This is a genomic window from Pseudalkalibacillus sp. Hm43 (genome assembly GCF_054170705.1).
Map to the genome: position 1 here is coordinate 2,662,078 of NZ_CM135129.1, position 26,412 is coordinate 2,688,489.

Sequence of the window (26,412 nt, forward strand, 5' to 3'; positions counted from 1 at the left end):
AAACGGCGAATTTCGTTGTTACTTGGTTTTTATCGGTCCTCATGTATGATTTATACACTCCGGCCGCTAAAAACCTACGTGCCTCGAACTTCTTGTTTCTAATCCGTTGACAGTAGAACTCATTGATGAATTGATCTAATTAGAAAAGGGAGAGGGAAACATGCAATTCCAACTAACAGAAGAACATGAAATGCTGAGAAAGATGGTCCGAGATTTTGCGAAAAATGAAGTGGAACCGACAGCAGCAGAGCGAGATGAAGAAGAACGCTTCGACCGCAGTCTATTCGATCAAATGGCGCAGCTTGGGTTAACGGGAATCCCATGGCCGGAAGAGTACGGCGGAATCGGTGCGGATTACCTTAGCTATGTCATCGCTGTAGAAGAGCTATCAAGAGTATGTGCATCTACGGGTGTAACATTATCTGCTCATACATCACTTGCTGGCTGGCCGGTTTATAAATATGGAAATGAAGAGCAGAAGCAGAAATTCCTTCGACCGATGGCGGAAGGGAAGAAGCTAGGAGCATATGGTCTTACTGAGCCAGGCTCCGGGTCTGATGCTTCCAAAATGAAAACGACAGCAGTCCGTGACGGCGATGACTATATCATCAACGGGTCGAAGATTTTCATCACGAACGCTGGAGATGCAGAAATTTATGTTGTATTCGCAGTAACGGATCGCGAAAGCAAGCACAAAGGAATCACAGCATTCATCGTTGAAAAAGGGACGCCTGGATTCTCATTCGGTAAGAAGGAAAAGAAACTTGGAATCCGTTCATCCCCTACACTGGAAATCATTTTCGAAGATTGCCGCGTTCCAGCGGAAAACCGTTTAGGAGAAGAAGGCGAAGGATTCAAGATTGCGATGCAGACGCTCGATGGTGGTCGTAACGGGATTGCCGCTCAGGCAGTCGGAATCGCACAAGGTGCACTTGATGCATCCACAAACTACGCAAAAGAACGTCAACAGTTCGGAAAACCGATCGGCTTACAACAAGGTATCGGATTCAAGCTGGCGGATATGGCGACGAAAGTTGAAGCTGCAAGACTTCTAACCTATCAAGCGGCTTGGCGTGAAAGCGAAGGGCTTCCATATGGTAAAGAATCAGCCATGTCTAAACTGTATGCGGGTGACATCGCGATGGAAGTGACGACAGAAGCCGTTCAGGTGTATGGCGGATACGGATATACGAAGGATTATCCGGTCGAGCGCTACATGCGTGATGCGAAGATCACTCAAATTTACGAAGGAACCCAAGAGATTCAAAGACTCGTCATCTCAAGAATGCTTTTAGCAGATTAATGGTCAGGTGAAAGACAGGAGGACCAACGATGCACGACCTCGCGAAGAAATTGATTGACAAAGATATGAGAGCGTTAGCCCGGGGTATCAGCTATCTCGAAAATGATCATGCCGATAAGCTTGCGATTTTGAAGGATGTGCATGACCAGGGGAAGGGTGCTCACATCATCGGAATCACAGGATCACCTGGTGCGGGGAAGAGCTCGCTCGTCAACCGGTTCATTCAATACCTCCGTTCAAAAAAGTTGACAGTCGGAATCGTTGCAGTTGATCCGACCAGTCCGTTCAGCGGAGGAGCCCTGTTAGGCGACCGGGTCCGTATGGCTGAACATTTTACCGATCCAGGGGTGTACATTCGAAGCATGGGGACCCGCGGCAGTCTTGGCGGACTTGCGAGAACGACGAAGGAAGCGGTCCGACTCCTGGACGCATACGGCTTCGACGTCATTCTCGTCGAAACGGTCGGTGTCGGACAGTCGGAGCTCGATATCATGAAAGTCGCGGATACGACCGCGGTCGTCTTGAATCCGGGAAGCGGGGACGTCGTACAGGTGTTCAAGGCGGGAATCATGGAAATTGCAGACTTGTTCATCATCAATAAAGCGGACTTACCAGGGGTGTCGAAGCTGATGACAGAAATCGAGGGAATGCTTGACCTCGTAAAACACGACGCCGCTTGGCGCCCGCCGATCGCTCAGACGATTTCCACCGAGAATAAAGGATTGGAGAGCCTTTGGACGCTGGTACAAAAACACGCCGACTTTTTAAAAGAGAGTGGAGAAGGCGAACGGAAGAAAACACGGATTTTACAAGAGGAAGTTCTGGAGGTCGTCCATTATGAACTGATGAAACGACTGCAAAAAGATCACCAGAACGGGAGCTGGAGAGACCAGATTGAACGCAGAGAAATCGACCCGTACACTGCTGCATCACAGATTTTGAGGGAGTTCATCGACGATCCAGCAGACGTTGAACGAGAAGATACAACTACGAAAGAGGGATGAGGTTGGGGAAGAAAAAAGTACCTTCACTTGTAAAAGATGAAAAGCTCATTCAAAAGCGTAGAGAAGAAATGGTCAAAGCGGCGGTGAGCCTTTTCAAAGATAAAGGATTCCACCGGACGACCACAAGAGAAATCGCAAAAGCAGCAGGATTCAGCATCGGTACGCTTTATGAATATATCCGTACGAAGGAAGACGTATTATATCTGGTCTGTGACTCGATCTATGATGAGGTACGTTCGAGGCTTCAAAGTGAGATTGTCATGGATCAGCCAGGCATTAACAGGCTCAAAGAAGCGATTGCCGCGTATTTTAAAGTAATGGATGAAATGCAGGACGAAGTGCTTGTCATGTATCAGGAAGCGAAGTCGCTTTCAGATGAAGCGCTTCCATATGTACTTAGGAAAGAAATCGAAATGACGGGCATGTTTGAAAAATTGATCCAGCGCTCTGTAGATGCTGGAAATCTGTCTTTATCGGAAAAAGAAGTGAATCTGCTCGCCCATAACATCATGCTGCAAGGGCAGATGTGGACGTTCAGACGCTGGGTGTTGCAGAGGGAACATACATTGGAGAGCTACACGCAGTTCCAGATCCAATTGCTGGTGGAAGGGATTGGGAAGGATCAAGCGGCGAGTCAGGTGTAGTTGATCTCACCAACAAAGTACTCTTTAAAACATAAATAGTTAAAAAAGAAAGGAGCAAGCCTCACATGGAAACGGAAATTTATAAGCCGAAAAATCATGTACGTTTCGTAACGGCAGCAAGCTTATTCGATGGGCATGATGCGTCCATCAACATTATGAGAAGAATCATCCAGGCGAGCGGTGCAGAAGTCATTCACTTAGGACATAACCGCTCAGTTGATGAAGTCGTGCAAGCGGCGATCCAGGAGGATGTTCAAGGAATTGCAATCTCTTCCTATCAAGGTGGACACGTCGAGTATTTTAAATACATGGTCGACTTGTTGAAAGAATACGGAGCTTCTCATATCCGCGTTTATGGCGGAGGTGGCGGCGTCATCATCCCGAAGGAAATCAAGGAATTGCACGAGTACGGTGTTGCGCGCATCTTTTCACCGGAAGACGGTCGAACGCTTGGCTTACAAGGCATGATCAACCAGATGGTCAAAGAGTGTGACTTCCCGACGTTCACTCAACTGAATGATGAACTGGATCTTCTTCCTAATCGTGACCCGAAAGCCGTGGCACGTCTCATTACCGTTGCTGAGAACTTTGGAAAAGTGAAAGCGGAAGAGATGGCTGCTACAGCTGAAAAAGCGATCACACAAATGAAAGAGATGCAGAACAAAGTACCTGTCCTCGGAATCACTGGTACAGGTGGAGCGGGTAAGAGCTCCTTGACCGATGAGCTCGTCCGTCGTTATTTGAACGAATTTGAGGATAAAACGATCGCGATCATCTCGGTCGATCCGACGAAACAGAAAACAGGTGGCGCATTGCTCGGAGACCGGATCCGTATGAACGCGATCCATTCTCCGCGTGTGTACATGCGAAGTCTCGCAACCCGTGGTTCGAAAACGGAGCTTTCCGAAGCGATTACCGATGCGCTGTCTGTCGTGAAAGCAGCCGGCTATGATTTGATCATCGTCGAAACGAGCGGTATCGGGCAAGGAAATGCGGAAATCGTCGAAGTCTCAGATGTATCCATGTACGTCATGACAAGTGAATTCGGAGCGCCTTCTCAATTGGAAAAAATCGATATGATCGATTTTGCCGATTTGATTGCGATCAACAAATTCGACCGAAAAGGTTCAGAGGATGCACTTCGTGAAGTGCGCAAAACGTATCAACGCAGCCGTATGCTGTTTGATCAAGACCTTGATAAGATGCCTGTCTATGGCACGATCGCAAGCCAGTTCAACGACGAGGGTACGAACATCCTGTTCAATGCACTCGTTGGTGTGTTGAATGAAAAGTTCGGCCTCGATTGGACGACATCTTTTAGCAGTGAAGGGAAAGTCGAAAAGCAGAATATGATCATCCCTCCTGACCGTGTCGGATATCTGAATGAAATCGTCCAAACGGTCCGTGGTTACAAGGAGTTCGTTTCTGAGCAATCTGAAACCGCTCGCAAACTGTTCCAAATCGAGGGTACTCTTGAAGCGATCGAAGAAACGAACGAAAACGGTGACGTGACAATCCGCACATTGAATGATGTGAAAAACAACTACGAAAAGAAAGTCCATCCTGAGGTGAAAGAAATTTTAGACGGATGGGATTCGTTGAAGGAACAATACAGCAAGGATGAATTCGTCACGAAGATCCGCGACAAGGAAATAGTGACCGAACTGAAGACACGAAGCCTATCGGGTCTTGATATTCCGAAAGTCGCTTTACCGAAGTTCAAGGATTGGGGCGAAATCGTCCGCTGGTCGATGCTCGAAAACGTTCCAGGACGTTATCCATTCACAGCAGGCGTATTCCCGTTCAAACGAAAAGGCGAAGATCCGAAGCGTCAATTTGCGGGTGAAGGGACACCAGAGCGAACAAACCGCCGTTTCCATTATCTATCGAAAGATGACGATGCGAAACGTCTATCGACGGCGTTCGATTCGGTCACTCTATATGGCGAAGACCCTGACCACCGTCCGGACATTTATGGAAAAGTTGGGGAGAGCGGCGTCAGCATCTGTACGCTCGAAGATATGAAAAAGCTGTATGCTGGCTTCGACCTGACGTCACCGACGACTTCTGTCTCCATGACGATCAACGGTCCAGCACCGATCATCCTGGCGATGTATATGAATACTGCGGTCGATCAACAGCTTGCTCGTTTTGAAGAAGAAAATGGACGCAAGCCGAATGAAGAGGAAACTGCAGAAATCAAGGCGAAGACGTTGTCTGTCGTGCGTGGTACAGTCCAAGCGGACATCCTGAAAGAAGACCAAGGACAAAACACTTGTATCTTCTCGACTGAGTTCGCATTGCGCCTGATGGGTGACATCCAGGAGTATTTCATCGACAACAAAGTCCGAAACTATTATTCTGTGTCCATTTCCGGTTATCATATCGCTGAAGCTGGCGCGAACCCGATTACGCAACTCGCGTTGACGCTCGCGAATGGTTTCACATATGTCGAGTACTACCTCAGCCGTGGCATGGATATCGATACGTTCGCACCGAACTTGTCGTTCTTCTTCAGTAACGGTCTTGATCCGGAATATACGGTCATCGGCCGTGTTGCACGTCGAATTTGGGCAACAGTCATGAAAAACAAATACAAAGGCAATGAGCGAAGCCAGAAGCTGAAGTATCATATCCAAACGTCAGGTCGTTCCTTGCACGCTCAGGAAATCGACTTCAACGATATCCGTACGACCTTGCAGGCGCTCATGGCAATTTACGATAACTGTAACTCGCTTCACACGAACTCTTATGATGAAGCGATTACGACACCGACGGAAGAATCTGTACGCCGTGCAATGGCAATTCAGATGATCATTACAAAAGAGCTTGGATTAGCGAAAAACGAAAACTCCTTACAAGGCTCCTTCATCATTGAAGAGTTGACTGACCTAGTTGAGGAAGCTGTTTTGAGAGAATTCGAACGCATCAATACGCGCGGTGGCGTGCTTGGCGCGATGGAAACACAATACCAGCGCGGTAAGATACAAGAAGAATCGATGTATTACGAAATGAAGAAACATGACGGTTCACTGCCGATCATCGGAGTGAACACGTACTTGAACCCGAATCCTCCTTCTGAAGAGGACTTCAACATGCAGCTCGCTCGTGCGACGAAAGAAGAGAAGGAACAACAAATCACGCACTTGCGTGAGTTCCAGAAGCAGCACGAAGATACGACTGCTGAAGCGTTACACCGCCTGAAGCAAACGGCATTGTCGGGTGGCAACTTGTTTGATGAGTTGATGACGACAGTCCGACATGCAAGCCTCGGTCAAATCACCCGAGCGCTGTATGAAGTAGGCGGAAAATACCGACGTAACATGTAATAGAATCATAGAGAGGGCTGACAAACGTCAGCCTTTCTTTTTTGAGGTTGTTTTCGTAAACTTTGTTGCTCTTGCACTTGAAGAAAGTATGAAATACTTTCTTCAGTATAAGGGCAACTAAGGCTCGACCTCATAAGCTTGGTCTCGCCAAGTTTTCTTTAAAAGTTGTTGATTTCCGCTCCAGGATGCTCGCTTTCCGCGGGGCGTGCGGTGAGCCCACTCGTCACTTCGCGACATTGAATGGTCTCACCTGTCCCGCTGATCCCGTCGGAGTCTCGCACCTTGCTCTACAATCAACTTACACAAGGTGATTTTTAAAAAGGGCTTAAAAGCAACAACTAACAACAAGACCAACATATGAGAACCATACAGAATCTATTATTTCTTTCTAGGAGATTTATTTGAAAAATTTATGCACAGCTATAGCATATCTTTAGAGAAATTGTTTATAATGGATGGTATGATTACGTTAGCTATGGCTATGGATACGTAGACATTGTTCTGCTTCCATCGCTTTATGTATAGAACAGCCTGAAGTTGGCTGGTTCACGATATCGATCCATAAGTAGAAAGGACGTGCCTTTAGATGCTCGATATGTACTCTAAGGAAGAATTGAAAGAAGTTTCAATGCTAGAAATCGCATATCATATTTTAAAAGACAACAAGAAACCGACACCGTTCACACAACTGATGGAACAAGTGTCCAGTGTGCGTGATATGGAACCACAGGAACAAAAAAAGCGTGTCGCTCAATTTTACACAGACATCAACATTGACGGCCGTTTCGTTTGTGTCGGAGACAACCAATGGGGTCTTAAGGTTTGGTACCCAGTTGAAAGCAGCGATGAAGAGCTAGCAACGACAATCAAACCTAAGAAGAAAAAAGGTAAAAAAGCGAAAGCAGCTTATGAGGATGACCTCGATGAGGATTTCGAAGATTTCGAGGATGAGCTGGATGAAGATTTCGAAGACGATCTTGAAGACGACTTCGACGCCGATGATGAAGATGATGTCGACGAGGAAGATGAGGAATACGTAGACTTCGACGAAGAAGAAGGCGACCTTTCCGACGATGACGAAGATTCCGAAGACGATAACTACGATAGCGAAGAATCGGAAGACGACGAAGAAGACCGATAATAGACCTTGACATTTACAAGGAAAGTAGATAGAATCATTTTTGGGCTTTACTTATAGTCTTAAAATGAATTGAAATCGAATATATATGAACCCAAAAACAAAAGCGCCCCCCGTGAGGGACAGGTGTCGCTTTTGTTTTTTTTATATTTATTTTGCCCCTTCTATTAATACCTGTTTATTTCGGCATACTGTTAAGAGGATAAAATTAAAATTACGGAACTCAAGGGGGAACCAACGTGACAAAAAAGTATATCTTCGTAACTGGTGGAGTAGTATCTTCCTTAGGAAAAGGAATAACAGCGGCATCACTCGGCCGTCTTTTAAAAAATAGAGGTGTAAAGGTCACGATTCAAAAGTTCGATCCATATATCAACGTGGATCCAGGTACAATGAGTCCTTACCAACACGGTGAAGTATTCGTAACAGATGATGGCGCAGAAACTGACCTTGACTTAGGGCACTATGAGCGTTTCATCGACATCAACCTGAACAAATACAGCAACGTTACGACAGGAAAGATCTATTCCACTGTATTGAAAAAAGAACGTCGTGGAGACTATCTTGGTGGAACGGTACAGGTCATTCCGCACATCACGAATGAAATCAAAGAGCGCGTTTTCCGTGCAGGACGGGAAACAAACGCGGAAGTCGTCATTACAGAAATCGGCGGTACAGTAGGGGATATTGAAAGTCTTCCATATCTCGAAGCAATCCGTCAGATCAAGAGCGACATCGGTGTCGAGAACGTAATGTACATCCATTGTACGCTCGTTCCATACATCAAGGCTGCAGGCGAAATGAAAACGAAGCCGACTCAGCACAGTGTAAAAGAACTGCGTTCACTCGGAATTCAGCCGAACATCATCGTCGTTCGTAATGAAATGCCGTTACCGCAAGAAATGAAGGACAAAATTGCCTTGTTCTGTGACATCCACCCGGATTCAGTGATTGAAGCGATGGACGCAGAGACGTTATACGAAGTTCCCCTATCTCTACAAAAACAGAACATGGATCAAATCGTCTGCAAGCACTTGAAGCTTAATTGTCAGGAAGCGGACATGACGGAGTGGAAAGAGCTCGTCAACCGAGTTACGAATTTGAAAAACAAGACGAAAATTGCATTAGTCGGAAAATACGTCGCATTACCAGATGCGTATATTTCAGTTGTCGAATCCTTACGTCACGCAGGTTATGAATTTGATGCTGACATCGAAATCGACTGGGTGAACTCTGAAGAGGTTACAGCTGAAAATGTAGAAGAAATGCTAGGCGATGCAGACGGGATCTTGATTCCTGGTGGATTTGGAGATCGTGGTATTGAAGGTAAAATTTCTGCTATTCGTTATGCACGTGAAAATAAAGTGCCGATGCTTGGTATCTGTCTTGGAATGCAATTGGCTTCCGTTGAATTTGCTCGTCACGTACTCGGATATGAGGATGCGCACTCTGCAGAAATCAACCCTGCGACGACACATCCTGTCATCGACCTACTACCAGAGCAAAAGGATGTAGAAGACCTTGGAGGTACACTCCGACTTGGGATCTATCCTTGTAAGTTGCAAGAAGATACAAATGCTTTTGCAGCTTATGGTGACGAAGTTGTATATGAACGCCATCGCCACCGTTATGAGTTCAACAATGAGTTCCGCGAAGAGATGGAGAACGCTGGGTTCATTTTCTCTGGGACAAGTCCGGACGGAAGACTTGTCGAGATCATCGAATTGAAGGATCACCCTTGGTTCGTCGCATCTCAATTCCACCCGGAATTCAAGTCACGCCCGACAAGACCACAACCACTCTTCCGTGACTTCGTAAATGCAGCAACAAACCTGAAAAAATAATTCATTATAGAAACCGATCGACGAAAAGCTAACGGGTTCACTTCAGAGGTGCAAACAAGTTAATAACAAAGAGAAACGCACTGGATTTCACAATGAAATTCACAGTGCGTTTTTTATTGTTATATCAGCCATTCCCTAATCTTTTGTGCCTAAATAACATATGAATTCACATACCATTTTACAAGGGCTGAAATAATTATTGGAGGGCTGTGAATTTAGGTGTGATTTTTTGTTGTACGGACAGGAGATCCGTTATTTGTGACAAAAAAGCTCATTTCGGGGTGCAAACGGACATCAGAGACGCTATTCTTTAAAAAGTATATGGTTTTTAATGATTTTGGCCCAAATAAGGTACCATATGTCCGTTAGGTTTAGTAAAAGTGAATAATGTATAGAAATAAGGTCCTCAATGTCCGTTAGATTTATAAATTAGTCATTCTTCATCAATTATCAATAAGTAACTGGATCCATTAAGACTCAAGAGTGGATTCAAGAAGTATAATCAAGCACAAATCGGAGGGAGATATATTAGAGACAACATTAAATATCCAAAAAACCCAAACAGGCTATGAACATTCCGTCGCTGGTTCCGGAATGAACATAGCCTGAAAAGGTCTCGCGTTCCACTATGTACGTGGCTCCTGCTACAGCCATTTTGAAGTATCAAATCGGGTCAGTTTCTGCATATGGGTCCAGAGATTGAGGGGAGAGAAGGTAGACTCTGAAATGTTTTGGGGGATATATTGTAGATGGGCTGTAGAGGATTTGCGGAAAAAGGTGACTTTTGTCACGCTTTAATCTAATGATTCTCCATCTTTTTACAATTTACCTGCTAAAATATTAAAAAAATATAAAAAATTTAACAGAATTAAACTTTTTCTGTAGAATGAAGACTAATTTAATCTTCAATATCATATTCTTCGAGCATTTCTGAGACGGTAAAATAAAGTGCATAGTAAGCATAAAGGGCGCACATGAAAGTCGGGTAACCAACTCGGCGGCCTTCATCGTCTGGTACCAGACCTTTCAGTAGTTTCGTATCAATGTGAAATTCATCAATAGCCGTTTCTTGTCCGCTTTCGACAGCACCAACGGATACAGTGGAAGCACCAACGGAACGGGCAACCTCAAGTACCTTCAAGCTTCGATCATCATTTGCTTTGTTTGAAAATACCAGCAAACAGTCTTCTGGCTTGAGCTCAACATCGTTCCGATAAGGTGAAACAGAAGGAATTCTTTCCTCACTATTGACGATGACCGTAGCAATGGCTTCGAGTTCATCGAAACCTTTTACATAGATGGTTCCATCACCAATGACGGATTGGGCTAGAAGACGGGCGCAGTCTTCAATTCGATCCTCTTCGGTTTCTTGTATATTACGAAACACCCCGAATAATTGGGTTGTGAATATTTTCAACATGTCGATCACCTCCCAAATAGTATAACGTGTCGACTGAAAATCATAAAATCCGAATTCAAATGGTAGATTTTGACGATATAGAAGGAGAATGAAGAAATTCAGCGAATTATGTAAAGAGATCATATAGAAGGGCATTACAACAACAAGGAAGCTAGGGTGTGATATAGGTATGAAAGGGAAAATTCTAATCGTCGATGACCAATATGGAATCCGTATTTTGTTGAATGAAATCTTCAAAAAGGAAGGCTATCAAACCTTTCAAGCTGCAAACGGAGTCCAGGCATTATCCATTGTAAAAAATGAAAAGCCAGATTTACTGATTCTCGATATGAAAATCCCGGGTATGGATGGGCTAGAGATTTTACGCAGAGTCAAAAAAGTGGATAAAGATGTCGGCGTCATCATCATGACTGCTTATGGTGAGCTGGATATGATCCATGAAGCCATGGAGTTGGGTGCGATCACTCACTTTGCAAAACCTTTTGATATCGATGAAATACGGGAAGTCGTGAAGAAAAATCTACCAATACGCTCATAATTGTTGTACACAACGCACAGAATAGGGTTGATTCAAAACCTTAGAACCGCTCCATTACGATTATCGGAAAGGAGCTGTACCTTGGGGAATTTGGATCAACCTTTTTTCGTACGGATTGCGGATTCCGGTCAAAATTGATATGCTATAATTGTTTTTATGAATCCAAGTTAATCTTGTCAGGGGTTGATTGGCGATCGATTCGCAATCACCCTCTGTAAGCATGAATAAATAAGGGTCAATTACCCACAAGGAGGAAAATGTCAATGCCTTTAGTTTCAATGAAGGAAATGCTCGAAAAAGCCAAGGCGGAAGGATACGCAGTTGGTCAATATAACTTGAATAACCTTGAGTTCACTCAAGCGATTCTTCAAGCTGCTGAAGAAGAGAAATCTCCATTAATTTGTGGAGTATCTGAAGGTGCAGCTCGTTATATGGGTGGCTTCAAAACAGTCGTCAACCTGGTTGAATCACTAATGGAAGAATACAATGTGACAGTACCGGTTGCCATTCACCTTGACCACGGCTCTAGTTTCGAAAAATGTGTCCAAGCAATCAACGCTGGATTCACTTCCGTTATGATTGATGGATCCCACTACCCACTTGAAGAGAACATCGCTCTAACGAAGAAAGTGGTAGAGGTTGCACATGCTGTCGGAGTTTCTGTAGAAGCGGAACTTGGACGTATCGGCGGACAAGAAGACGATGTGATTGTTGATGATGCAGAAGCAGCATACGCGATTCCATCCGAGTGCGATCAATTGATCCGTGAAACAGGTGTTGACTGCTTCGCTCCAGCACTAGGTTCTGTACACGGACCATATAAAGGAGAGCCTAACCTTGGGTTCGACCGTATGAAAGAAATCAGTGAATTGACTGGTGTACCGCTTGTCCTTCATGGTGGTACAGGAATTCCGACAAAGGATGTCAAAAAAGCGATCTCTTATGGTCACGCGAAAATCAACGTCAACACTGAAAGCCAAATTTCAGCATCAAAAGCTGTTCGTGAAGTACTTGCTGAGAAGCCTGAGTTGTATGATCCTCGTAAATACATGGGACCTGCACGTGAAGCGATCAAGGAAACAGTCAAAGGCAAGATGCGTGAATTCGGTTCTTCAAACCAAGCATAAGTCTAATTTGATACAAGTTGGTAAAGGAAACCGAGACTCGGTTTCCTTTCCACTTATCCATTAAGCCAGGATAACTTTCAGCAAAGTTGTCATTTCCCCTCCCTACTACAAAGTCAAAACCCACTAATATATACAAATACAAACGAACGTTTTATAAACATAAGGAGTGAAACTGCACATGAAATTCTTTATTGATTCAGCGAACGTAGACGAAATTCGTGAAGCTCATGAGCTTGGAATTTTAGGAGGCGTCACGACAAACCCTTCATTGGTTGCAAAAGAAGGTGTCGATTTCCATGATCGGTTGCGTGAAATCACTTCATTCGTTTCCGAATCTGTTAGTGCCGAAGTCATTGGCTTGAAGTATGAAGAAATGGTGGAAGAAGGGAAAGAGCTTGCAGCCATCGCTCCTAACATCACCGTTAAAGTCCCTATGACAAAGGACGGACTGAAAGCTGTAAAGACTTTTACTGAATTAGGAATCAAAACGAATGTAACGTTGATCTTCTCGGCAAACCAAGCGCTATTGGCAGCGCGTGCAGGTGCTACATATGTATCACCTTTCCTAGGAAGACTCGATGATATTGGTCAGGATGGATTACCGTTGATTTCTGAAATTGCGGAGATTTTCAATGTCCACGGAATCGAAACAGAGATCATTGCGGCATCTATCCGTCATCCGATCCATGTAACAGAAGCAGCACTTCGTGGTGCGGATATTGCGACGATTCCAGCGAAAGTACTGAACCAACTCATGAGTCACCCTTTAACAGACCAGGGCATTGAAAAATTCCTGGCTGACTGGAATAATAGTCAAAAAGGTTAAAAGAACTCAGGAAAATAATGGATGATTTATCCATTTTTGCTTACAATAACGTTAGACGAGTTTTGACTTCTTGAATTTGTATACGAAGAAGGGAGAAAGCAATGGAGAAATTAATGATCGAGGGAGGACATCCCTTAGAAGGTACGGTTCAAATCAGTGGTGCGAAGAACAGTGCGGTTGCGCTGATTCCTGCTGCGATTTTGGCTGATTCGACCGTGACGATCGACCATCTCCCAAACATCTCGGATGTAGGTATTTTACGTGATTTGCTTGAAGATATCGGTGGGGAAGCGAGCCTGGAGAACAACTCACTCACCGTTAATCCGGAAAAAATGATCTCTATGCCACTTCCGAATGGGAAAGTGAAAAAGTTGAGAGCGTCCTATTACTTGATGGGTGCGATGCTCGGTCGTTTCAAAAAAGCAGTTATCGGTCTTCCGGGCGGTTGTAATCTTGGTCCTCGGCCGATCGATCAACATATAAAAGGTTTCCAAGCACTTGGTGCGACTGTCACGAACGAACAAGGTGCGATTTATTTGCGTGCAGACGAACTTGTCGGCGCAAGAATCTACCTCGACGTCGTAAGTGTAGGTGCAACCATCAACATCATGTTGGCAGCGGTTCGTGCGAAAGGACGTACGATCATTGAAAACGCTGCGAAAGAACCTGAAATCATTGATGTAGCCACATTGCTATCCAGCATGGGCGCGAAGATCAAAGGAGCAGGTACGGATGTTATACGTATTGATGGCGTCGATTCTTTACACGGCTGTCGTCATTCTATTATTCCAGATCGTATAGAAGCTGGAACGTACATGATTTTGGCAGCAGCTATGGGGAATGGTGTCACAATTGACAACGTCATCCCACTTCACTTGGAGTCGTTGATTGCGAAGCTCCGTGAAATGGGGATTCATATTGAAGAGTCCGACGATTCCGTTTTCGTCAAAAGAGATCGTGAGCTTAACGGGGTAGATGTGAAAACACTTGTATACCCTGGATTTGCAACGGACTTGCAACAGCCTTTCACAGCTCTTCTGACGAGCACTGAAGGTACAAGCATCGTGACCGATACGATCTACAGTTCACGTTTCAAGCATATCGACGAACTGAGACGTATGGGTGCGAATGTAAAAGTAGAAGGCCGCTCTGCGATCATCAATGGCCCGACTCCGTTAGAAGGAGCAAAAGTGAAGGCGACAGACCTGAGAGCGGGTGCTTCACTCGTCGTTGCCGGTCTGATGGCAAAAGGCATTACGGAAATCTCGAATATCGAACACATCGATCGTGGCTATGAAAATCTCGTCAATAAACTGCAAGGGTTAGGAGCAAAAGTTTGGCGCGAGAATTTTGATGTGGAAGAGTTGAATGAAGTTAACCAGTCTTAGACAAACTCAGTTTGTCTAAGATTGATGTGTTGTTTTAAATAAGTTTTTGTAGGGGGAGAAGGTATGGAGAGAAGTTTATCCATGGAGCTAGTCCGTGTGACGGAGGCAGCTGCTTTGGCATCTGCACGTTGGATGGGCCGAGGTCGTAAGGAAGAAGCGGATGATGCCGCAACTTCTGCAATGCGTGATGTTTTCGATACCGTTCCGATGAAAGGAACTGTCGTAATTGGAGAGGGAGAAATGGACGAGGCACCGATGCTTTATATCGGAGAAAAGCTCGGAACAGGTTTCGGTCCACGAGTTGATGTAGCTGTCGATCCTCTCGAAGGTACGAATATTGTAGCGAACGGTACTTGGAATGCACTTGCCGTTCTTGCCATTGCGGATCATGGCAATCTTCTTCATGCACCAGACATGTATATGGACAAGATTGCAGTCGGTCCTGAAGCGGTAGGGATGATCGATATCAATGCATCAGTCACCGATAATTTGAAAGCGGTGGCACGCGCGAAGAACAAGGATATTGAAGATGTCGTAGCGATTATTTTGAATCGTGAACGTCATCAGAAAATCATTGATGAAGTACGAGAAGCGGGCGCTAGAATCAAGCTCATCCAGGATGGAGATGTAGCAGCTGCTATCAATACAGCATTTGACGATACAGGCGTGGATATCCTCCTTGGAAGCGGTGGAGCCCCTGAAGGCGTCATCGCAGCGGTTGCTTTGAAATGCCTCGGTGGAGAGCTTCAAGGAAAGCTTTTACCACAAAATGATGAGGAATTAGCGCGTTGCAAGGAGATGGGGATCGATGACATTCACCGTGTCCTGATGATGGACGATATCGTGAAGGGTGATGACGCCATCTTTGCTGCGACAGGGGTAACAGATGGAGAGTTGTTGAAAGGTGTCCGGTTCAAAGGCGCATCAGGTACAACGCAATCCGTCGTAATGAGAGCGAAATCTGGAACCGTCCGATTCATCGACGGAAAACACAGCCTGAAAAAGAAACCAAATCTAGTAATCAAGCCATAATTATTTCTTTATAAATTACAGTTGATTTCAAAAGAAATTGCTCTATTCTAAAAGATTGTTGCTTTTAAGGTATTTTAATATCAACTTGTGCAAGTTGATTGGAGAGCAAGGTGCGAGACTCCAGCGTGCCTACTACCTGAATAATCTGCTCGCAAGGCATGCGACGAGGAAGCTTGCATCGACAGGACTTTCTTGTAGACGCAGGAGCACAAATGGCTTCCTTGAAAGGAGACTCCTTAGATCGCAAAGCGACGAATGGGCTCACCGCACGCCCCGCGGAAAGCGAGCATCCTGGAGCGGAAATCAACGACATTCAAGAGCAACAAAGTTTTGCGGAAGCAACGAAAGAGATGGAGTAAATTTCGAAGAAATCAACGTCAAAAGGTTGCCACAATGCTGTTTTGAGAAAAACGGCATTGTGATTTCTTGATTATTGATGCTATTTTTGGGTAAAATAAGAATAACTATGTTTATTGCTTCATTCTATAAACTTCTTTTACAATACACTTCTTAATAAACGTTTCATTCCTTCCATGGTATGTCCCTAAAACAACGTTCCATTCTTGAAGAACACATTTGAAGAGCTGAAAGTTATATATGAACTTATTTAAATATGCATGAAAAGTGGTGTACTATGTCCTTTAACTTATCACAATTAGAAAATATGAAACTCAAGGATCTCTATGAGAGAGCCAAAGAACTGAAAATTTCATACTACAGCAAGCTGACGAAAAGAGAATTGATCTTCGCGATCCTAAAGGCACAGGCTGAAAAAGAAGATCTTTCTTTCATGGAAGGAATCTTAGAAATCATTCCTACGGAAGGGTTCGGCTTTTTACGTCCGATCAATTATTCTCCGAGCTCAGAAGATATCTACATTTCCGCTTCCCAAATCCGTCGTTTTGATTTGCGAAATGGGGACAAGGTATCTGGTAAAGTTCGTCCTCCAAAGGAAAATGAACGTTATTACGGTTTGCTGCATGTAGCGGCAGTAAACGGCGAAGATCCGGATACAGCAAAAGAACGTGTCCACTTCCCGGCTTTGACTCCGTTATATCCAGAGCAAAAGATGACGCTTGAAACATCCGCACAGAATGTGTCGACAAGAATCATGGATATGATTTCACCCGTCGGTTTCGGTCAGCGTGGTCTCATTGTCGCACCTCCAAAAGCGGGTAAGACAACTCTTTTAAAAGAGATCGCTCACAGTGTGACAACGAACAATCCTGACACAGAGCTCATCGTCCTGTTGATTGATGAGCGACCTGAGGAAGTAACCGACATCGAGCGTTCTGTAGAAGGTGATGTGGTCAGCTCGACGTTCGACGAAGTCCCTGAAAACCATATCAAAGTAGCTGAGCTTGTACTTGAGCGTGCAATGCGTCTCGTCGAGCACAAGAAAGATGTTGTCATCTTGATGGATAGTATCACTCGTTTGGCGCGAGCTTACAATCTTGTCATCCCACCGAGTGGACGAACACTCTCGGGTGGTATCGATCCAGCTGCCTTCCATAAGCCGAAGCGTTTCTTCGGGGCTGCGCGTAACATTGAAGACGGTGGAAGCTTGACGATTTTAGCGACAGCTCTTGTCGAAACAGGCTCCCGTATGGATGACGTCATTTATGAAGAGTTCAAAGGTACGGGTAACATGGAACTTCACCTCGACCGCAAGCTTGCAGAACGTCGTATTTTCCCTGCGATCGATATTCGTCGATCTGGAACGAGAAAAGAAGAAATGTTGATTGCAAAAGAGCATCTTGAGCACTTATGGGCAATCCGTAAGACGATGGATGATTCGTATGATTTCATTGAGCATTTCATGAGACGGATCAAGAAAACGAAGACGAATGAAGAGTTTTTCCATATGTTCGAGAAAGAACGTTCCGGTGGACAATCGAAAAAGATGACCGTTAAATAGGTTGTTGAAATCTGTAAGAAATCCTGATATACTACGTCATGTGTGCAAATAACTCTGTTCCTTAAGGGTTCAGGGCAGAAGGAGATGAATAGGATGAAACAAGCAATCCATCCAGATTACAAAAAAGCGAAAGTATCTTGCGCTTGTGGAAATGAATTTGAAACAGGTTCTGTAAAAGAAGATATTCGCGTTGAAATTTGTTCTGAATGTCATCCGTTCTACACAGGTCGTCAGAAGTTTGCTGACGCTGGTGGACGTGTTGATCGCTTTAAGAAAAAATACAACCTTAAGTAATAAGGTATTTTTTAAAACAGGCAGGGGATCGCCCTCTTGCCTGTTTTTTACTTCTTAAAAGCTCATGGAATGCAAGGGTTAGCAGATGATGAAATGAATTATCTGCTTTTTTCACGGAAATTTGTCGTTTTTCTCAAGTTTACTCTGTTAAACGGAAAAGCGTCTAAAAAACATCCAATCCTATACTTATGTTTTGTTACAATAGACAAAGAATACATATAGAGAAAAAATCGGATACGTAAGGTATGAAAACAGTTTTATTTAGAGTGGCGAAGGGAGATACGGACATGTACGTAATGAAAAAAGATGGTTGGGTCGAGCTGATCTGTGGCAGCATGTTTTCGGGAAAATCAGAGGAGTTGATTCGACGTGTTCGCCGTGCCACGTTCGGAAAGCAGAAGGTACAAGTCTTCAAGCCATTACTCGATGATCGGTACAGTAAAGAGGAAGTTGTGTCCCATAACGGAACTGCTGTCTTGGCGCTACCGGTGAAGGATTCAACGGAAATTTCAAATATCGTTTCTTTTGATACAGAAGTCGTTGCAATTGATGAAGTGCAATTTTTTGACGATGAAGTCGTAGAAGTCATCCAACAACTCGCGAACAGTGGAAAGCGAGTCATCGTTGCAGGATTAGACCAGGATTTCCGAGGAGAACCGTTCGGCGTCGTTCCTGAATTGATGGCGTTGGCTGAAAGTGTGACCAAGCTTCATGCAGTGTGCCTCGTTTGCGGAAGCCCAGCAAGTCGTACTCAACGGTTGATCGATGGTAAACCGGCATCCTATAACGATCCGATCATCCTTGTAGGCGCATCGGAATCGTACGAGCCTCGATGCAGGCACTGCCATGAAGTACCCGAACATCCCAAAATGACAACAAAAGAACAACCACAAACGTTCTAAATCATATAGCCGAAGGGGAACCGCAAATCGAGCGGTTCCTTTTTTAATTACAAAGCCCTACGGTGCCAGGTACCGAATGAGAAGCCTTGGTACCGTTTACTTCCTTTTCGGTACCTGGCACTGAAATCACTTTTCATCTCCAAAATCTGTCATGGGAGTCTATCTCGTATGTGGTTATCCTAAGCATACGGGGGTGTATATTTTGAAAACAGCAGCATTTCTAAGTGCAATTGTGCTCATGACTGCTTGTTCACCAATGCGACCTCCAACGACCGAGGAGATTGCCGAGCGGGAGCCTTCTGCATTTGAAACGAAAGAAGACAAAAATCCTCTCGTAGGTCACGGCATCGTCAACCACCATTTGACGAATCGGAAACCGAACCGAAGCTACATCTATGAAGCGAATCAAAACCCGAACAGCTATCGAAACCTCAATTCGAAGCGATTCACGATCAGTGATGATCAGGATAAGATTCGTGAAGCTGTAGTGGATGCGACGGGTAGAAGAGCGCAGTTCGTGACCATCAATGGAAACCGTGCCTATATTCATGTGAATGTTCCAAAGGACTTCACGAAAAAACAGATGAAAGACATGCGCAATGAAATTGAAGACGCCGTCCAACTATCTGTTCCAAGGTATCGGATCCATGTTCGCTTAGACAATAAATAAGCGTAAATAAGGGGCCGACCACAGCATGTGGTCAGCCCCTCTTCTAAAAAGTATTTCTTTATTTTTTCGCTCTTCTTGCTGCTTGTTGGATTGGATCCCACACACCATTGTACGGCGGTGCGTAGCTCAAATCGAGATCCTCCAAGTCATGCAGACTCATTTTATGGAACAGAGCCATCGCCATCACATCTACACGTTTATCTACGCCGTTTTTTCCGATAAACTGGCCGCCGAGCAATCGCTGATTTTTCGTGTTGAAAAGTAGCTTTACATACAATTTCTCAGCACCTGGATAATAGCCAGCAATGTCCTTCGCTTTCGTTCGAATCGTATCGTACGGGAGGTTCATTGCTCGTGCTTCACGTTCCGAAAGGCCTGTCCGCCCGAGGGTCAGGTCCATGAATTTAATGACAGACGTGCCGACGATACCCTGGAACGCTTTCGGTTGATCGATCATATTCAACCCAGCGATTCGCCCTTGCTTGTTCGCTGTTGTTCCCAGTGGGATATGGTCGTTCGTTTCTTTTACACGGTGATAATGAGTCGCGCAGTCCCCTGCAGCATACACATCTTTTACGTTCGTCTTCATGTATGGGTCAACGATGACGACACCTTTCTCATTCATATGCACAGGTGTATTCTTCAAAAAGTCCGTATTCGGCTGAACTCCAATCGCAATCAGCACCAAATCAGATTCATACTTGTTCTGGTCTGTCACCACAGTTTCGACGCGATCCGTTCCTTCAAAGCTTTCCACTTGTTCGCTGAAGCACAGCTCAATCCCGTGCTTTTCAGCTTCCTCATGAATATAGCTTGCCATATCTTCATCGAAAATTTTTGCAACTTGCTCATTCCGTTCGATCAGCCTTACTTTTTTACCGAGTTCAGCGAAACTTTCCGCCATTTCAAGCCCGATGTAGCCACCACCGATGACCGTCACTTTTTCCACCTGATGGTCGAGACTTTCCATGATTGCTTTCGCATCCGGAATCGTCTTCAACGTATGGATGCCGTTCAGGTCGCGTCCATCCCAGTCTGGTACAATCGGTCGGACCCCGGTTGCAACGAGCAAACGATCGTACTCATATGTAAAATCCTCATCCGTTTCAAGGTTTTTTCCGCTTACCGTCTTGGTTTCGGTATCCACACTTCTTACTTCATGATAAACCGTCGCGTTTATGCCGTATTTTTCACGGAAGGTTTCGACATCGCGCGCAATCAGATCTTCCGCTTCCGGAATTAGACCGCTGATTACGTAAGGCAATCCGCATTGACCGTATGAATAGATATCTCCTTTTTCAAGGGTGGTGACCTCTGCATCCGGGTCGTTCCGAACGATTTGCATGGCCGCACTCATTCCTGCAGCATCCCCACCGATAATGACATATTTCATCTCGATCACGACTCCTTTCTAATATGGACTAGATGTCTATTAGTATGGCACTTCTTATCTTCTTTCATTATACACTCAAGAATACCTTCCACTCATCGAATCTTACTTTGTGAAAGGGGTTTTTACACATGCTATACATCGATGCGAATGGACCTGATTGGGGAGGTCAAGAACCTGAAAACATACCAGCACTGATCAAACGGTTGAAATCGGAACCACTCGATCCCATTTATGAAACGATGGGCAACTTCATCGTATCGTACCAACCGAGTAGTTGGACGCCGGAAAACAAGCGATTTGAAGGCTGTACGCACTTTTTCGGTCACTTTGCGACGTCACCATACGTCTTCAGTATCATTACTGATGAGAAGGTCGTCATCGATTCGTTGACTTCCGCCATTCGAATGAACCAATGCCGGACGGACTACGAACGAATCAAACATAACGCAAAAATATAACGAACGCTCCCCGTACTTCCATTCCCGACTACATAGAAGATGAACCGTTTTTAATGCGAAGACTGCTACCGAAAAATCTCAGGTTCTAAATCTCCCTCCTAGCGAGGCTTAGTTTTTAGATATGATTTCACACGAAATTCACGACACTCCTGCGGGAACAGCGAGCCAGGCAAGACCCCACAGCGAACGGGTGGTCTGTGATCAACCTGTGAGCGAGGAGGCTTGCGGTTCGCCCGCGGAAAGGGAGTGAATTTCGAAGAAATCATTTCCACTCTATCTTCCTGAAACTGTACTTTGACGACCTATGAGACGTATACTATAATGTTAATGTTAAGCAACTTTTCGGATTTATGAATGAAAGTAACACATTGGGATGGTGAACCGTTGTGCTAGAGCGTTTACAATCGATTGAAGATCGATACAATAAGTTGAATGAATTGTTGAGTGACCCGGAAGTCATCAGCGATTCGAAAAAGCTGAGAGAATATTCGAAGGAACAGTCGGATCTCGAAGAAACTGTTACAGCCTATCGTGAATATAAAGAGGTAACGGAAGAGCTTGAAGGAGCAGAGCAAATGCTCGAAGAAAAGCTCGATGCTGAAATGCGTGAAATGGTAAAAATGGAGCTTTCCGAGCTGAAAGACCGTCATGAAGAGCTGACTCAACAGCTGAAAGTCCTTCTTTTACCGAAAGACCCGAACGATGACAAGAACGTTATCATCGAGATTCGTGGGGCAGCTGGTGGAGATGAAGCGGCGTTGTTTGCTGCGGACCTTTATAAAATGTACAGCCGATATGCGGAAATGCAAGGCTGGAAATCAGAAATCATCGAAGCAAGTTATACGGAGCTTGGTGGCTATAAGGAAATCATCTTCATGGTGAACGGTGCAGGTGCTTACTCCAAACTGAAGTATGAAAATGGAGCTCACCGTGTGCAACGTGTTCCGACGACAGAATCTGGTGGACGTATCCATACTTCCACAGCTACGGTTGCGGTTTTACCTGAAGCGGAAGAAGTTGAAATTGATATCCATGAAAAAGATATCCGTGTCGACACGTTCGCATCCAGTGGTCCTGGTGGACAGTCGGTCAACACGACGATGTCTGCAGTCCGTTTAACGCATGAACCGACTGGAATCGTCGTTTCCTGTCAGGATGAAAAGTCCCAGATCAAGAACAAAGAAAAAGCGATGAAAGTATTGCGTGCACGTATTTATGATAAGTTCCAGCAGGAAGCGATGGATGAGTACGCGGCGAACCGTAAGTCTGCGGTCGGAACAGGAGACCGTTCTGAGCGGATCCGTACGTACAACTTCCCGCAAAACCGTGTGACCGACCACCGTATCGGTCTGACGATCCAAAAGCTGGATCAGATCCTACAAGGTAAAGTGGAAGAATTCATCGAAGCGCTGATCTTGGAAGAACAAACAAACGCGATGAAACAGGCGGAAGCATAATGAAACAGATGAATGTGATTGAAGCCCTCCGTTGGGCTTCTTCTTTTTTAAAAGAAAAGAATAGGGAGCCGAACGCAGGCGAGTTGTTGCTCGGACATGTCCTCAGAATGAGACGTGGTGAATTGTTGGCTGCTTTCGAACGCGAGTTGTCCGAAGTGGAACAGAAACAGTTTACGGAATTCGTTCATCAGCATGGAGATGGAGAGCCGATCCAGTACATCACCAAGACGGAAGAGTTCTACGGTAGACCGTTCACAGTAAATCCTGAGGTGCTCATCCCGAGACCAGAGACGGAAGAACTTGTCCTCGCTGTACTCGAACGCTTAAAGCACTTTTTTACCGAATCAAAAGCACTCAACGTCGTCGATATCGGAACAGGGAGTGGGATCATTGCGGTTACGCTAAAGCTCGAGCGTCCGGACATGAAGGTGACTGGCGTCGATATTGCGGAAGAGTCGTTAAAAGTTTCCCGCAAGAACGGTGAAGCGCTTGGAGCGGATGTCCGTTGGGTGCAAGGAGATTTGCTGCAGCCGTTCCTGGCAACAGAAGAACGGTTTGACATCGTCGTTTCAAACCCACCGTACATTCCGGAAGCGGACATCGCGACGCTCGATGAAGTCGTGAAGGATCATGAGCCGATCCGTGCGCTCGTCGGCGGTGAAGATGGCTACGTTTTTTACAAGCAGATCATAGATCAGCTTCCTGAAGTCGTAGCGGACCGCGCGCTTGTCGCTTTCGAAGTCGGTTACGACCAAGGGGAAACAGTCGCATCACTGCTTAAAGAACGTTTTGGAGAGAAGATTCAGTCAGAAGTTCTGAAGGACATCAACGGAAAAGAGCGGATCGTAATCGGGACTTTGACGAGATAATGAGAGAACTTGTTGCGACTTTCCCAGGCACGACGCGATTCACTCAACCTAGCAAAAAATTTCACTAGATTACGAGTATAAAAAGATCATCCACCGTCCACACTGTTTACCAGAAAGGGTGTGGGTGAGAGATGAAACGCAAGACAATCGTACTTATCTTATTATCTTTAATGATTATGGTCGTATTCTATGAAACTCAAATAAAAGTGGCGAATGCCTCTTTCAATGACGTACCGCAAGAAATGATTCCGGATGAGTCGATCCGATTAAGAATCCTCGCGAACAGCGATTCGAAAGCCGATCAAGAAGTGAAGCGCTCCATCCGAGACGAAGTGAATGCACAAATCACGAACTGGGTATTGGGGATCGAATCCATTGATGAAGCGAGAACGATCATCAAGCAAGAGCTTCCATCTATCAAAAAGATCGTCCAACAAGCACTACTTCAAAAAGGGATCCAAGAAGCGTTTTCTGTAGATTTCGGCAATGTATCTTTTCCGACGAAAATGTATGGGGATCTTGTCTATCCAGCAGGGGAATATGAAGCAGTGTTGATTTCAATTGGAGAAGGAACAGGTGCAAATTGGTGGTGTGTATTGTTCCCACCGCTATGCTTCCTTGATTTTGACAACGGAGATGCTGTCCAACCGGAACAAGAAGGTAGTGAGCAAGCTGTTGCTGAAGCCGTTCAGGAACAGGCGGAAGAACCGGAAGTGAAATTTTTCGTTTTCGAGCTTTTCGATAAAATAGTTGGCGGGCTAGGGAATCTATTTGCTTAATGATAGATTCCTTATTTCATTAGGGTAGGAGTTGCAGTTTAAAATAGGGTTGTTTTCGCAAACTTTGTTGCTCTTTAACCCTGGCAGTTGGTTTAAACTACGAGATATTCTACCGCTTCGGAAATACACTACGCTTTCCGCGGGCTCGCGCTAAGCCTCCTCGCTCGCAAAGTACGCTCACTGTAGGGTCTCAGCGTCTTCGCTTTCCCGCAGGAGTCTACGTGTATTCCCTTCGCTAGGTCCTTTTGATTGGAGTGTAGGACAGTCGACTCCTGCGGGAAAAGCAACGGCTGAAGATCCCGCAGGAAGCGGTTTTACTTCCGAGGAAGCTGAAGCGTTGCCCGCGGAAAGCGACTGTCCGTAGTGGAAATCAACGACCTTCAAAAGCAACAAAGCCTTCTAGTAAAAATAAAGTGGGATAATCTCTTCTTTCCATTCATAGAATAGAGTAGAATTGCTAGAAGGGAGAGGGTGAGATGTTATCGTTTCGACCTGCTGAGACGAACGATACCCCATCTATTAAACAATTTGTAGCACAGGCCGGTCTTTCAAGTGAAGGCATTGAAAATTGCATACAGACATTCATCATCCTGGAAACGGACAAAAAGAAAATGGCTGGAACGGTAGGACTGGAGCGATTCGGAACCGATGGACTCATTCGATCACTCGTATTGGATAAAGAGTATTCATCAGAGGAATTATTACTGCAATTATTGAAAGCCGTCATTCGGCTTGCCGATTACAAAGGCATTGAAACAGTGTATTTGTTAACGAGAGTGACCTCGATTTTTTATGCGCTAGGATTCACAGAAATTCCGTATGATAAGGTTCCGGATGACTTGTTGAACAGTCCACATTTGAAGCAATATGACCGGGATCAAATCGCGATAATGAAACGACAATTGATACCATCCACATAGTTATCCACAGCACTATCCACAAATCCGGAATAGTTGTGGGTAAGGTGTGGAAAGACCTGAATAATATACACTTTAAAGGAGTACTTACCCACATGGAACAGTTGATAACATCGAGATGGAATGTGGAAAATGTGGATAACTTACGTGAGCATCCTTCGATACAGGAGGCTGCAATGTGGATGAGGGAAGGCGAGGTCATCGCGTTCCCTACAGAAACGGTTTACGGACTGGGGGCGAACGCTTGCTCCAACGAAGCGATTGAAAAGATTTTCGAAGCGAAAGGACGTCCGAGCGATAATCCACTGATTGTCCATATAGCAAATCAAGACCAGTTGAAGCAAGCGGCTTCTTCCTGGTCGCATACGGCAGAACGACTGATGGATGCGTTCTGGCCAGGTCCTTTGACGATCATTTTACCGAAAAACAAAAGTATTGCAGAGAGAACGACTGCTGGACTTGAGAGCGTAGGGGTGCGGATGCCCGACCATCCTGTTGCCCTTGCCTTGATTGAAGCGGCTGGGGTACCGATTGCCGCGCCAAGTGCGAACCGGTCTGGAAAACCGAGCCCGACAAAGGGTGACCATGTGGACAAAGACCTGAATGGTAGAATCAAAGGAATCATTGATGCAGGGACTACTGGTGTTGGGTTGGAGTCGACCGTCGTCGAAGTGACGGACGACCAAGTTACGATTCTTCGGCCAGGCGGCATCACGAAAGCTCAGCTTGAATCGGTTGTGGAAAACGTCTCATGGGATCATGCGCTTTTTGAAAAAGAACAAGTGCCGAAATCTCCAGGGATGAAGTACACCCACTACGCACCGGATGCGCCTCTCTTCCTAATTGAAGGTTCCAACGACTTTTTCCAATCCGTCATTGATCGATTCAGAAGTGAAGGGAAGAGAGTCGGAATTCTTGTGAGTGACGAACTTGCTTCGCATTTATCCACAGATGTGTTGAAAACATTGGGAACCTCGACCCGAGTCGAAGGTATAGCGCAAAGGCTTTATGATCAGCTAAGAGCATTCGATGAGACGGAAGTGGATGTCATTTTAGCTGAAATGTACCCGATTGACGGGCTAGGGGAAGCGCTCATGAACCGGCTGTTGAAGGCAGCGGGAAATCAAGTGATTTCTGAACATAAGGAACGGGACTGACTAAC

General features: G+C 45.2%; 24 protein-coding genes. 22 read left to right on the plus strand and 2 right to left on the minus strand.

Going from position 1 to position 26,412, the window contains the following annotated elements; all coding sequences use genetic code 11:
• The first annotated feature begins 160 nt into the window (after positions 1 to 160).
• From ACXQIQ_RS14060 to ACXQIQ_RS14085, 6 genes are all read left to right on the plus strand, one after another.
• Positions 161 to 1,303, plus strand: a complete 1,143-nt coding sequence (locus tag ACXQIQ_RS14060) for an acyl-CoA dehydrogenase (RefSeq protein WP_439301726.1) — start codon at positions 161 to 163, stop codon at positions 1,301 to 1,303.
• Between the two features lie 29 nt (positions 1,304 to 1,332).
• On the plus strand, positions 1,333 to 2,307 hold the full coding sequence (gene meaB / locus ACXQIQ_RS14065; protein WP_439301725.1) for a methylmalonyl Co-A mutase-associated GTPase MeaB: 975 nt from the start codon (positions 1,333 to 1,335) through the stop codon (positions 2,305 to 2,307).
• Positions 2,308 to 2,309: 2 nt separating this feature from the next.
• A complete protein-coding gene (locus tag ACXQIQ_RS14070; RefSeq protein ID WP_439301724.1) occupies positions 2,310 to 2,951 on the plus strand; it encodes a TetR/AcrR family transcriptional regulator in 642 nt (213 codons plus the stop codon).
• Positions 2,952 to 3,016: 65 nt separating this feature from the next.
• Complete coding sequence (gene icmF / locus ACXQIQ_RS14075; protein ID WP_439301723.1) at positions 3,017 to 6,280, plus strand: fused isobutyryl-CoA mutase/GTPase IcmF; 3,264 nt, start codon at positions 3,017 to 3,019, stop codon at positions 6,278 to 6,280.
• A 586-nt stretch (positions 6,281 to 6,866) separates the two neighbouring features.
• On the plus strand, positions 6,867 to 7,421 hold the full coding sequence (rpoE, locus tag ACXQIQ_RS14080) for a DNA-directed RNA polymerase subunit delta (protein WP_439301722.1): 555 nt from the start codon (positions 6,867 to 6,869) through the stop codon (positions 7,419 to 7,421).
• Between the two features lie 236 nt (positions 7,422 to 7,657).
• Positions 7,658 to 9,262, plus strand: a complete 1,605-nt coding sequence (locus ACXQIQ_RS14085; protein ID WP_439301721.1) for a CTP synthase — start codon at positions 7,658 to 7,660, stop codon at positions 9,260 to 9,262.
• Between the two features lie 898 nt (positions 9,263 to 10,160).
• Here ACXQIQ_RS14085 and ACXQIQ_RS14090 read toward each other — a convergent pair.
• Positions 10,161 to 10,682, minus strand: a complete 522-nt coding sequence (locus tag ACXQIQ_RS14090) for a DUF2529 family protein (protein ID WP_439301720.1) — start codon at positions 10,680 to 10,682, stop codon at positions 10,161 to 10,163.
• 169 nt (positions 10,683 to 10,851) lie between these two features.
• Here ACXQIQ_RS14090 and ACXQIQ_RS14095 point away from each other — a divergent pair, with 169 nt between their 5' ends.
• From ACXQIQ_RS14095 to ACXQIQ_RS14140, 10 genes are all read left to right on the plus strand, one after another.
• The gene (locus tag ACXQIQ_RS14095) at positions 10,852 to 11,220 is read left to right on the plus strand and encodes a response regulator (RefSeq protein ID WP_226547492.1); all 369 of its coding nucleotides are present in this window, start codon (positions 10,852 to 10,854) and stop codon (positions 11,218 to 11,220) included.
• Positions 11,221 to 11,483: 263 nt separating this feature from the next.
• Positions 11,484 to 12,347 carry a class II fructose-1,6-bisphosphate aldolase gene (gene fba / locus ACXQIQ_RS14100; protein WP_439301719.1) on the plus strand — a complete coding sequence of 288 codons (864 nt, stop codon included), beginning with the start codon at positions 11,484 to 11,486 and terminating at the stop codon, positions 12,345 to 12,347.
• Between the two features lie 178 nt (positions 12,348 to 12,525).
• Positions 12,526 to 13,173, plus strand: a complete 648-nt coding sequence (gene fsa / locus ACXQIQ_RS14105) for a fructose-6-phosphate aldolase (protein ID WP_439301718.1) — start codon at positions 12,526 to 12,528, stop codon at positions 13,171 to 13,173.
• 101 nt (positions 13,174 to 13,274) lie between these two features.
• The gene (locus ACXQIQ_RS14110; protein WP_439301717.1) at positions 13,275 to 14,561 is read left to right on the plus strand and encodes a UDP-N-acetylglucosamine 1-carboxyvinyltransferase; all 1,287 of its coding nucleotides are present in this window, start codon (positions 13,275 to 13,277) and stop codon (positions 14,559 to 14,561) included.
• Between the two features lie 63 nt (positions 14,562 to 14,624).
• Entirely contained in the window at positions 14,625 to 15,593 is a 969-nt protein-coding gene (glpX, locus tag ACXQIQ_RS14115; RefSeq protein ID WP_226547488.1) for a class II fructose-bisphosphatase, read from the plus strand.
• A gap of 212 nt (positions 15,594 to 15,805) precedes the next feature.
• Positions 15,806 to 15,952, plus strand: coding sequence for a hypothetical protein (locus ACXQIQ_RS14120; protein ID WP_439301716.1), 147 nt, complete (start codon positions 15,806 to 15,808; stop codon positions 15,950 to 15,952).
• Between the two features lie 275 nt (positions 15,953 to 16,227).
• Positions 16,228 to 17,511 (plus strand): transcription termination factor Rho, encoded by a 1,284-nt coding sequence (gene rho, locus ACXQIQ_RS14125; protein ID WP_439301715.1) that lies wholly within the window; start codon positions 16,228 to 16,230, stop codon positions 17,509 to 17,511.
• A 93-nt stretch (positions 17,512 to 17,604) separates the two neighbouring features.
• Positions 17,605 to 17,805: a 50S ribosomal protein L31 gene (gene rpmE, locus ACXQIQ_RS14130; RefSeq protein ID WP_226547486.1), complete on the plus strand. Its 201-nt coding sequence runs from the start codon at positions 17,605 to 17,607 to the stop codon at positions 17,803 to 17,805.
• Between the two features lie 287 nt (positions 17,806 to 18,092).
• Positions 18,093 to 18,707, plus strand: a complete 615-nt coding sequence (locus tag ACXQIQ_RS14135; protein ID WP_439301714.1) for a thymidine kinase — start codon at positions 18,093 to 18,095, stop codon at positions 18,705 to 18,707.
• Between the two features lie 202 nt (positions 18,708 to 18,909).
• Complete coding sequence (locus tag ACXQIQ_RS14140) at positions 18,910 to 19,377, plus strand: hypothetical protein (protein WP_439301713.1); 468 nt, start codon at positions 18,910 to 18,912, stop codon at positions 19,375 to 19,377.
• Positions 19,378 to 19,435: 58 nt separating this feature from the next.
• On the opposite strand, the gene ACXQIQ_RS14145 is transcribed toward ACXQIQ_RS14140, so the two are convergent.
• Positions 19,436 to 20,770: a CoA-disulfide reductase gene (locus ACXQIQ_RS14145; protein ID WP_439301712.1), complete on the minus strand. Its 1,335-nt coding sequence runs from the start codon at positions 20,768 to 20,770 to the stop codon at positions 19,436 to 19,438.
• Between the two features lie 128 nt (positions 20,771 to 20,898).
• Between ACXQIQ_RS14145 and ACXQIQ_RS14150 the strand changes: the two genes are divergently transcribed.
• From ACXQIQ_RS14150 to ACXQIQ_RS14175, 6 genes are all read left to right on the plus strand, one after another.
• Entirely contained in the window at positions 20,899 to 21,228 is a 330-nt protein-coding gene (locus tag ACXQIQ_RS14150; protein ID WP_226547482.1) for a hypothetical protein, read from the plus strand.
• A 386-nt stretch (positions 21,229 to 21,614) separates the two neighbouring features.
• Positions 21,615 to 22,685: a peptide chain release factor 1 gene (gene prfA / locus ACXQIQ_RS14155; RefSeq protein WP_439301711.1), complete on the plus strand. Its 1,071-nt coding sequence runs from the start codon at positions 21,615 to 21,617 to the stop codon at positions 22,683 to 22,685.
• 8 nt (positions 22,686 to 22,693) lie between these two features.
• Positions 22,694 to 23,554: a peptide chain release factor N(5)-glutamine methyltransferase gene (gene prmC, locus ACXQIQ_RS14160; RefSeq protein WP_439302021.1), complete on the plus strand. Its 861-nt coding sequence runs from the start codon at positions 22,694 to 22,696 to the stop codon at positions 23,552 to 23,554.
• Positions 23,555 to 23,685: 131 nt separating this feature from the next.
• Entirely contained in the window at positions 23,686 to 24,333 is a 648-nt protein-coding gene (spoIIR, locus tag ACXQIQ_RS14165; RefSeq protein ID WP_439301710.1) for a stage II sporulation protein R, read from the plus strand.
• Positions 24,334 to 24,809: 476 nt separating this feature from the next.
• Entirely contained in the window at positions 24,810 to 25,253 is a 444-nt protein-coding gene (locus tag ACXQIQ_RS14170; RefSeq protein WP_439301709.1) for a GNAT family N-acetyltransferase, read from the plus strand.
• A 101-nt stretch (positions 25,254 to 25,354) separates the two neighbouring features.
• Positions 25,355 to 26,407 carry an L-threonylcarbamoyladenylate synthase gene (locus tag ACXQIQ_RS14175; RefSeq protein WP_439302020.1) on the plus strand — a complete coding sequence of 351 codons (1,053 nt, stop codon included), beginning with the start codon at positions 25,355 to 25,357 and terminating at the stop codon, positions 26,405 to 26,407.
• Positions 26,408 to 26,412 lie beyond the last annotated feature (5 nt).

Bases quoted from the DNA above. Each gene is read 5' to 3' on its own strand.
- fsa (WP_439301718.1), top strand. From the start codon at position 12,526: ATGAAATTCTTTATTGATTCAGCGAACGTAGACGAAATTCGTGAAGCT.
- ACXQIQ_RS14090 (WP_439301720.1), bottom strand. From the start codon at position 10,682: ATGTTGAAAATATTCACAACCCAATTATTCGGGGTGTTTCGTAATATA.
- rpmE (WP_226547486.1), top strand. From the start codon at position 17,605: ATGAAACAAGCAATCCATCCAGATTACAAAAAAGCGAAAGTATCTTGC.
- meaB (WP_439301725.1), top strand. From the start codon at position 1,333: ATGCACGACCTCGCGAAGAAATTGATTGACAAAGATATGAGAGCGTTA.
- ACXQIQ_RS14145 (WP_439301712.1), bottom strand. From the start codon at position 20,770: ATGAAATATGTCATTATCGGTGGGGATGCTGCAGGAATGAGTGCGGCC.
- ACXQIQ_RS14135 (WP_439301714.1), top strand. From the start codon at position 18,093: ATGTACGTAATGAAAAAAGATGGTTGGGTCGAGCTGATCTGTGGCAGC.
- ACXQIQ_RS14170 (WP_439301709.1), top strand. From the start codon at position 24,810: ATGTTATCGTTTCGACCTGCTGAGACGAACGATACCCCATCTATTAAA.
- prmC (WP_439302021.1), top strand. From the start codon at position 22,694: ATGAATGTGATTGAAGCCCTCCGTTGGGCTTCTTCTTTTTTAAAAGAA.
- glpX (WP_226547488.1), top strand. From the start codon at position 14,625: ATGGAGAGAAGTTTATCCATGGAGCTAGTCCGTGTGACGGAGGCAGCT.
- fba (WP_439301719.1), top strand. From the start codon at position 11,484: ATGCCTTTAGTTTCAATGAAGGAAATGCTCGAAAAAGCCAAGGCGGAA.
- rpoE (WP_439301722.1), top strand. From the start codon at position 6,867: ATGCTCGATATGTACTCTAAGGAAGAATTGAAAGAAGTTTCAATGCTA.
- spoIIR (WP_439301710.1), top strand. From the start codon at position 23,686: ATGAAACGCAAGACAATCGTACTTATCTTATTATCTTTAATGATTATG.
- icmF (WP_439301723.1), top strand. From the start codon at position 3,017: ATGGAAACGGAAATTTATAAGCCGAAAAATCATGTACGTTTCGTAACG.
- ACXQIQ_RS14060 (WP_439301726.1), top strand. From the start codon at position 161: ATGCAATTCCAACTAACAGAAGAACATGAAATGCTGAGAAAGATGGTC.
- rho (WP_439301715.1), top strand. From the start codon at position 16,228: ATGTCCTTTAACTTATCACAATTAGAAAATATGAAACTCAAGGATCTC.
- ACXQIQ_RS14095 (WP_226547492.1), top strand. From the start codon at position 10,852: ATGAAAGGGAAAATTCTAATCGTCGATGACCAATATGGAATCCGTATT.
- ACXQIQ_RS14110 (WP_439301717.1), top strand. From the start codon at position 13,275: ATGGAGAAATTAATGATCGAGGGAGGACATCCCTTAGAAGGTACGGTT.
- ACXQIQ_RS14150 (WP_226547482.1), top strand. From the start codon at position 20,899: ATGCTATACATCGATGCGAATGGACCTGATTGGGGAGGTCAAGAACCT.
- ACXQIQ_RS14120 (WP_439301716.1), top strand. From the start codon at position 15,806: ATGGCTTCCTTGAAAGGAGACTCCTTAGATCGCAAAGCGACGAATGGG.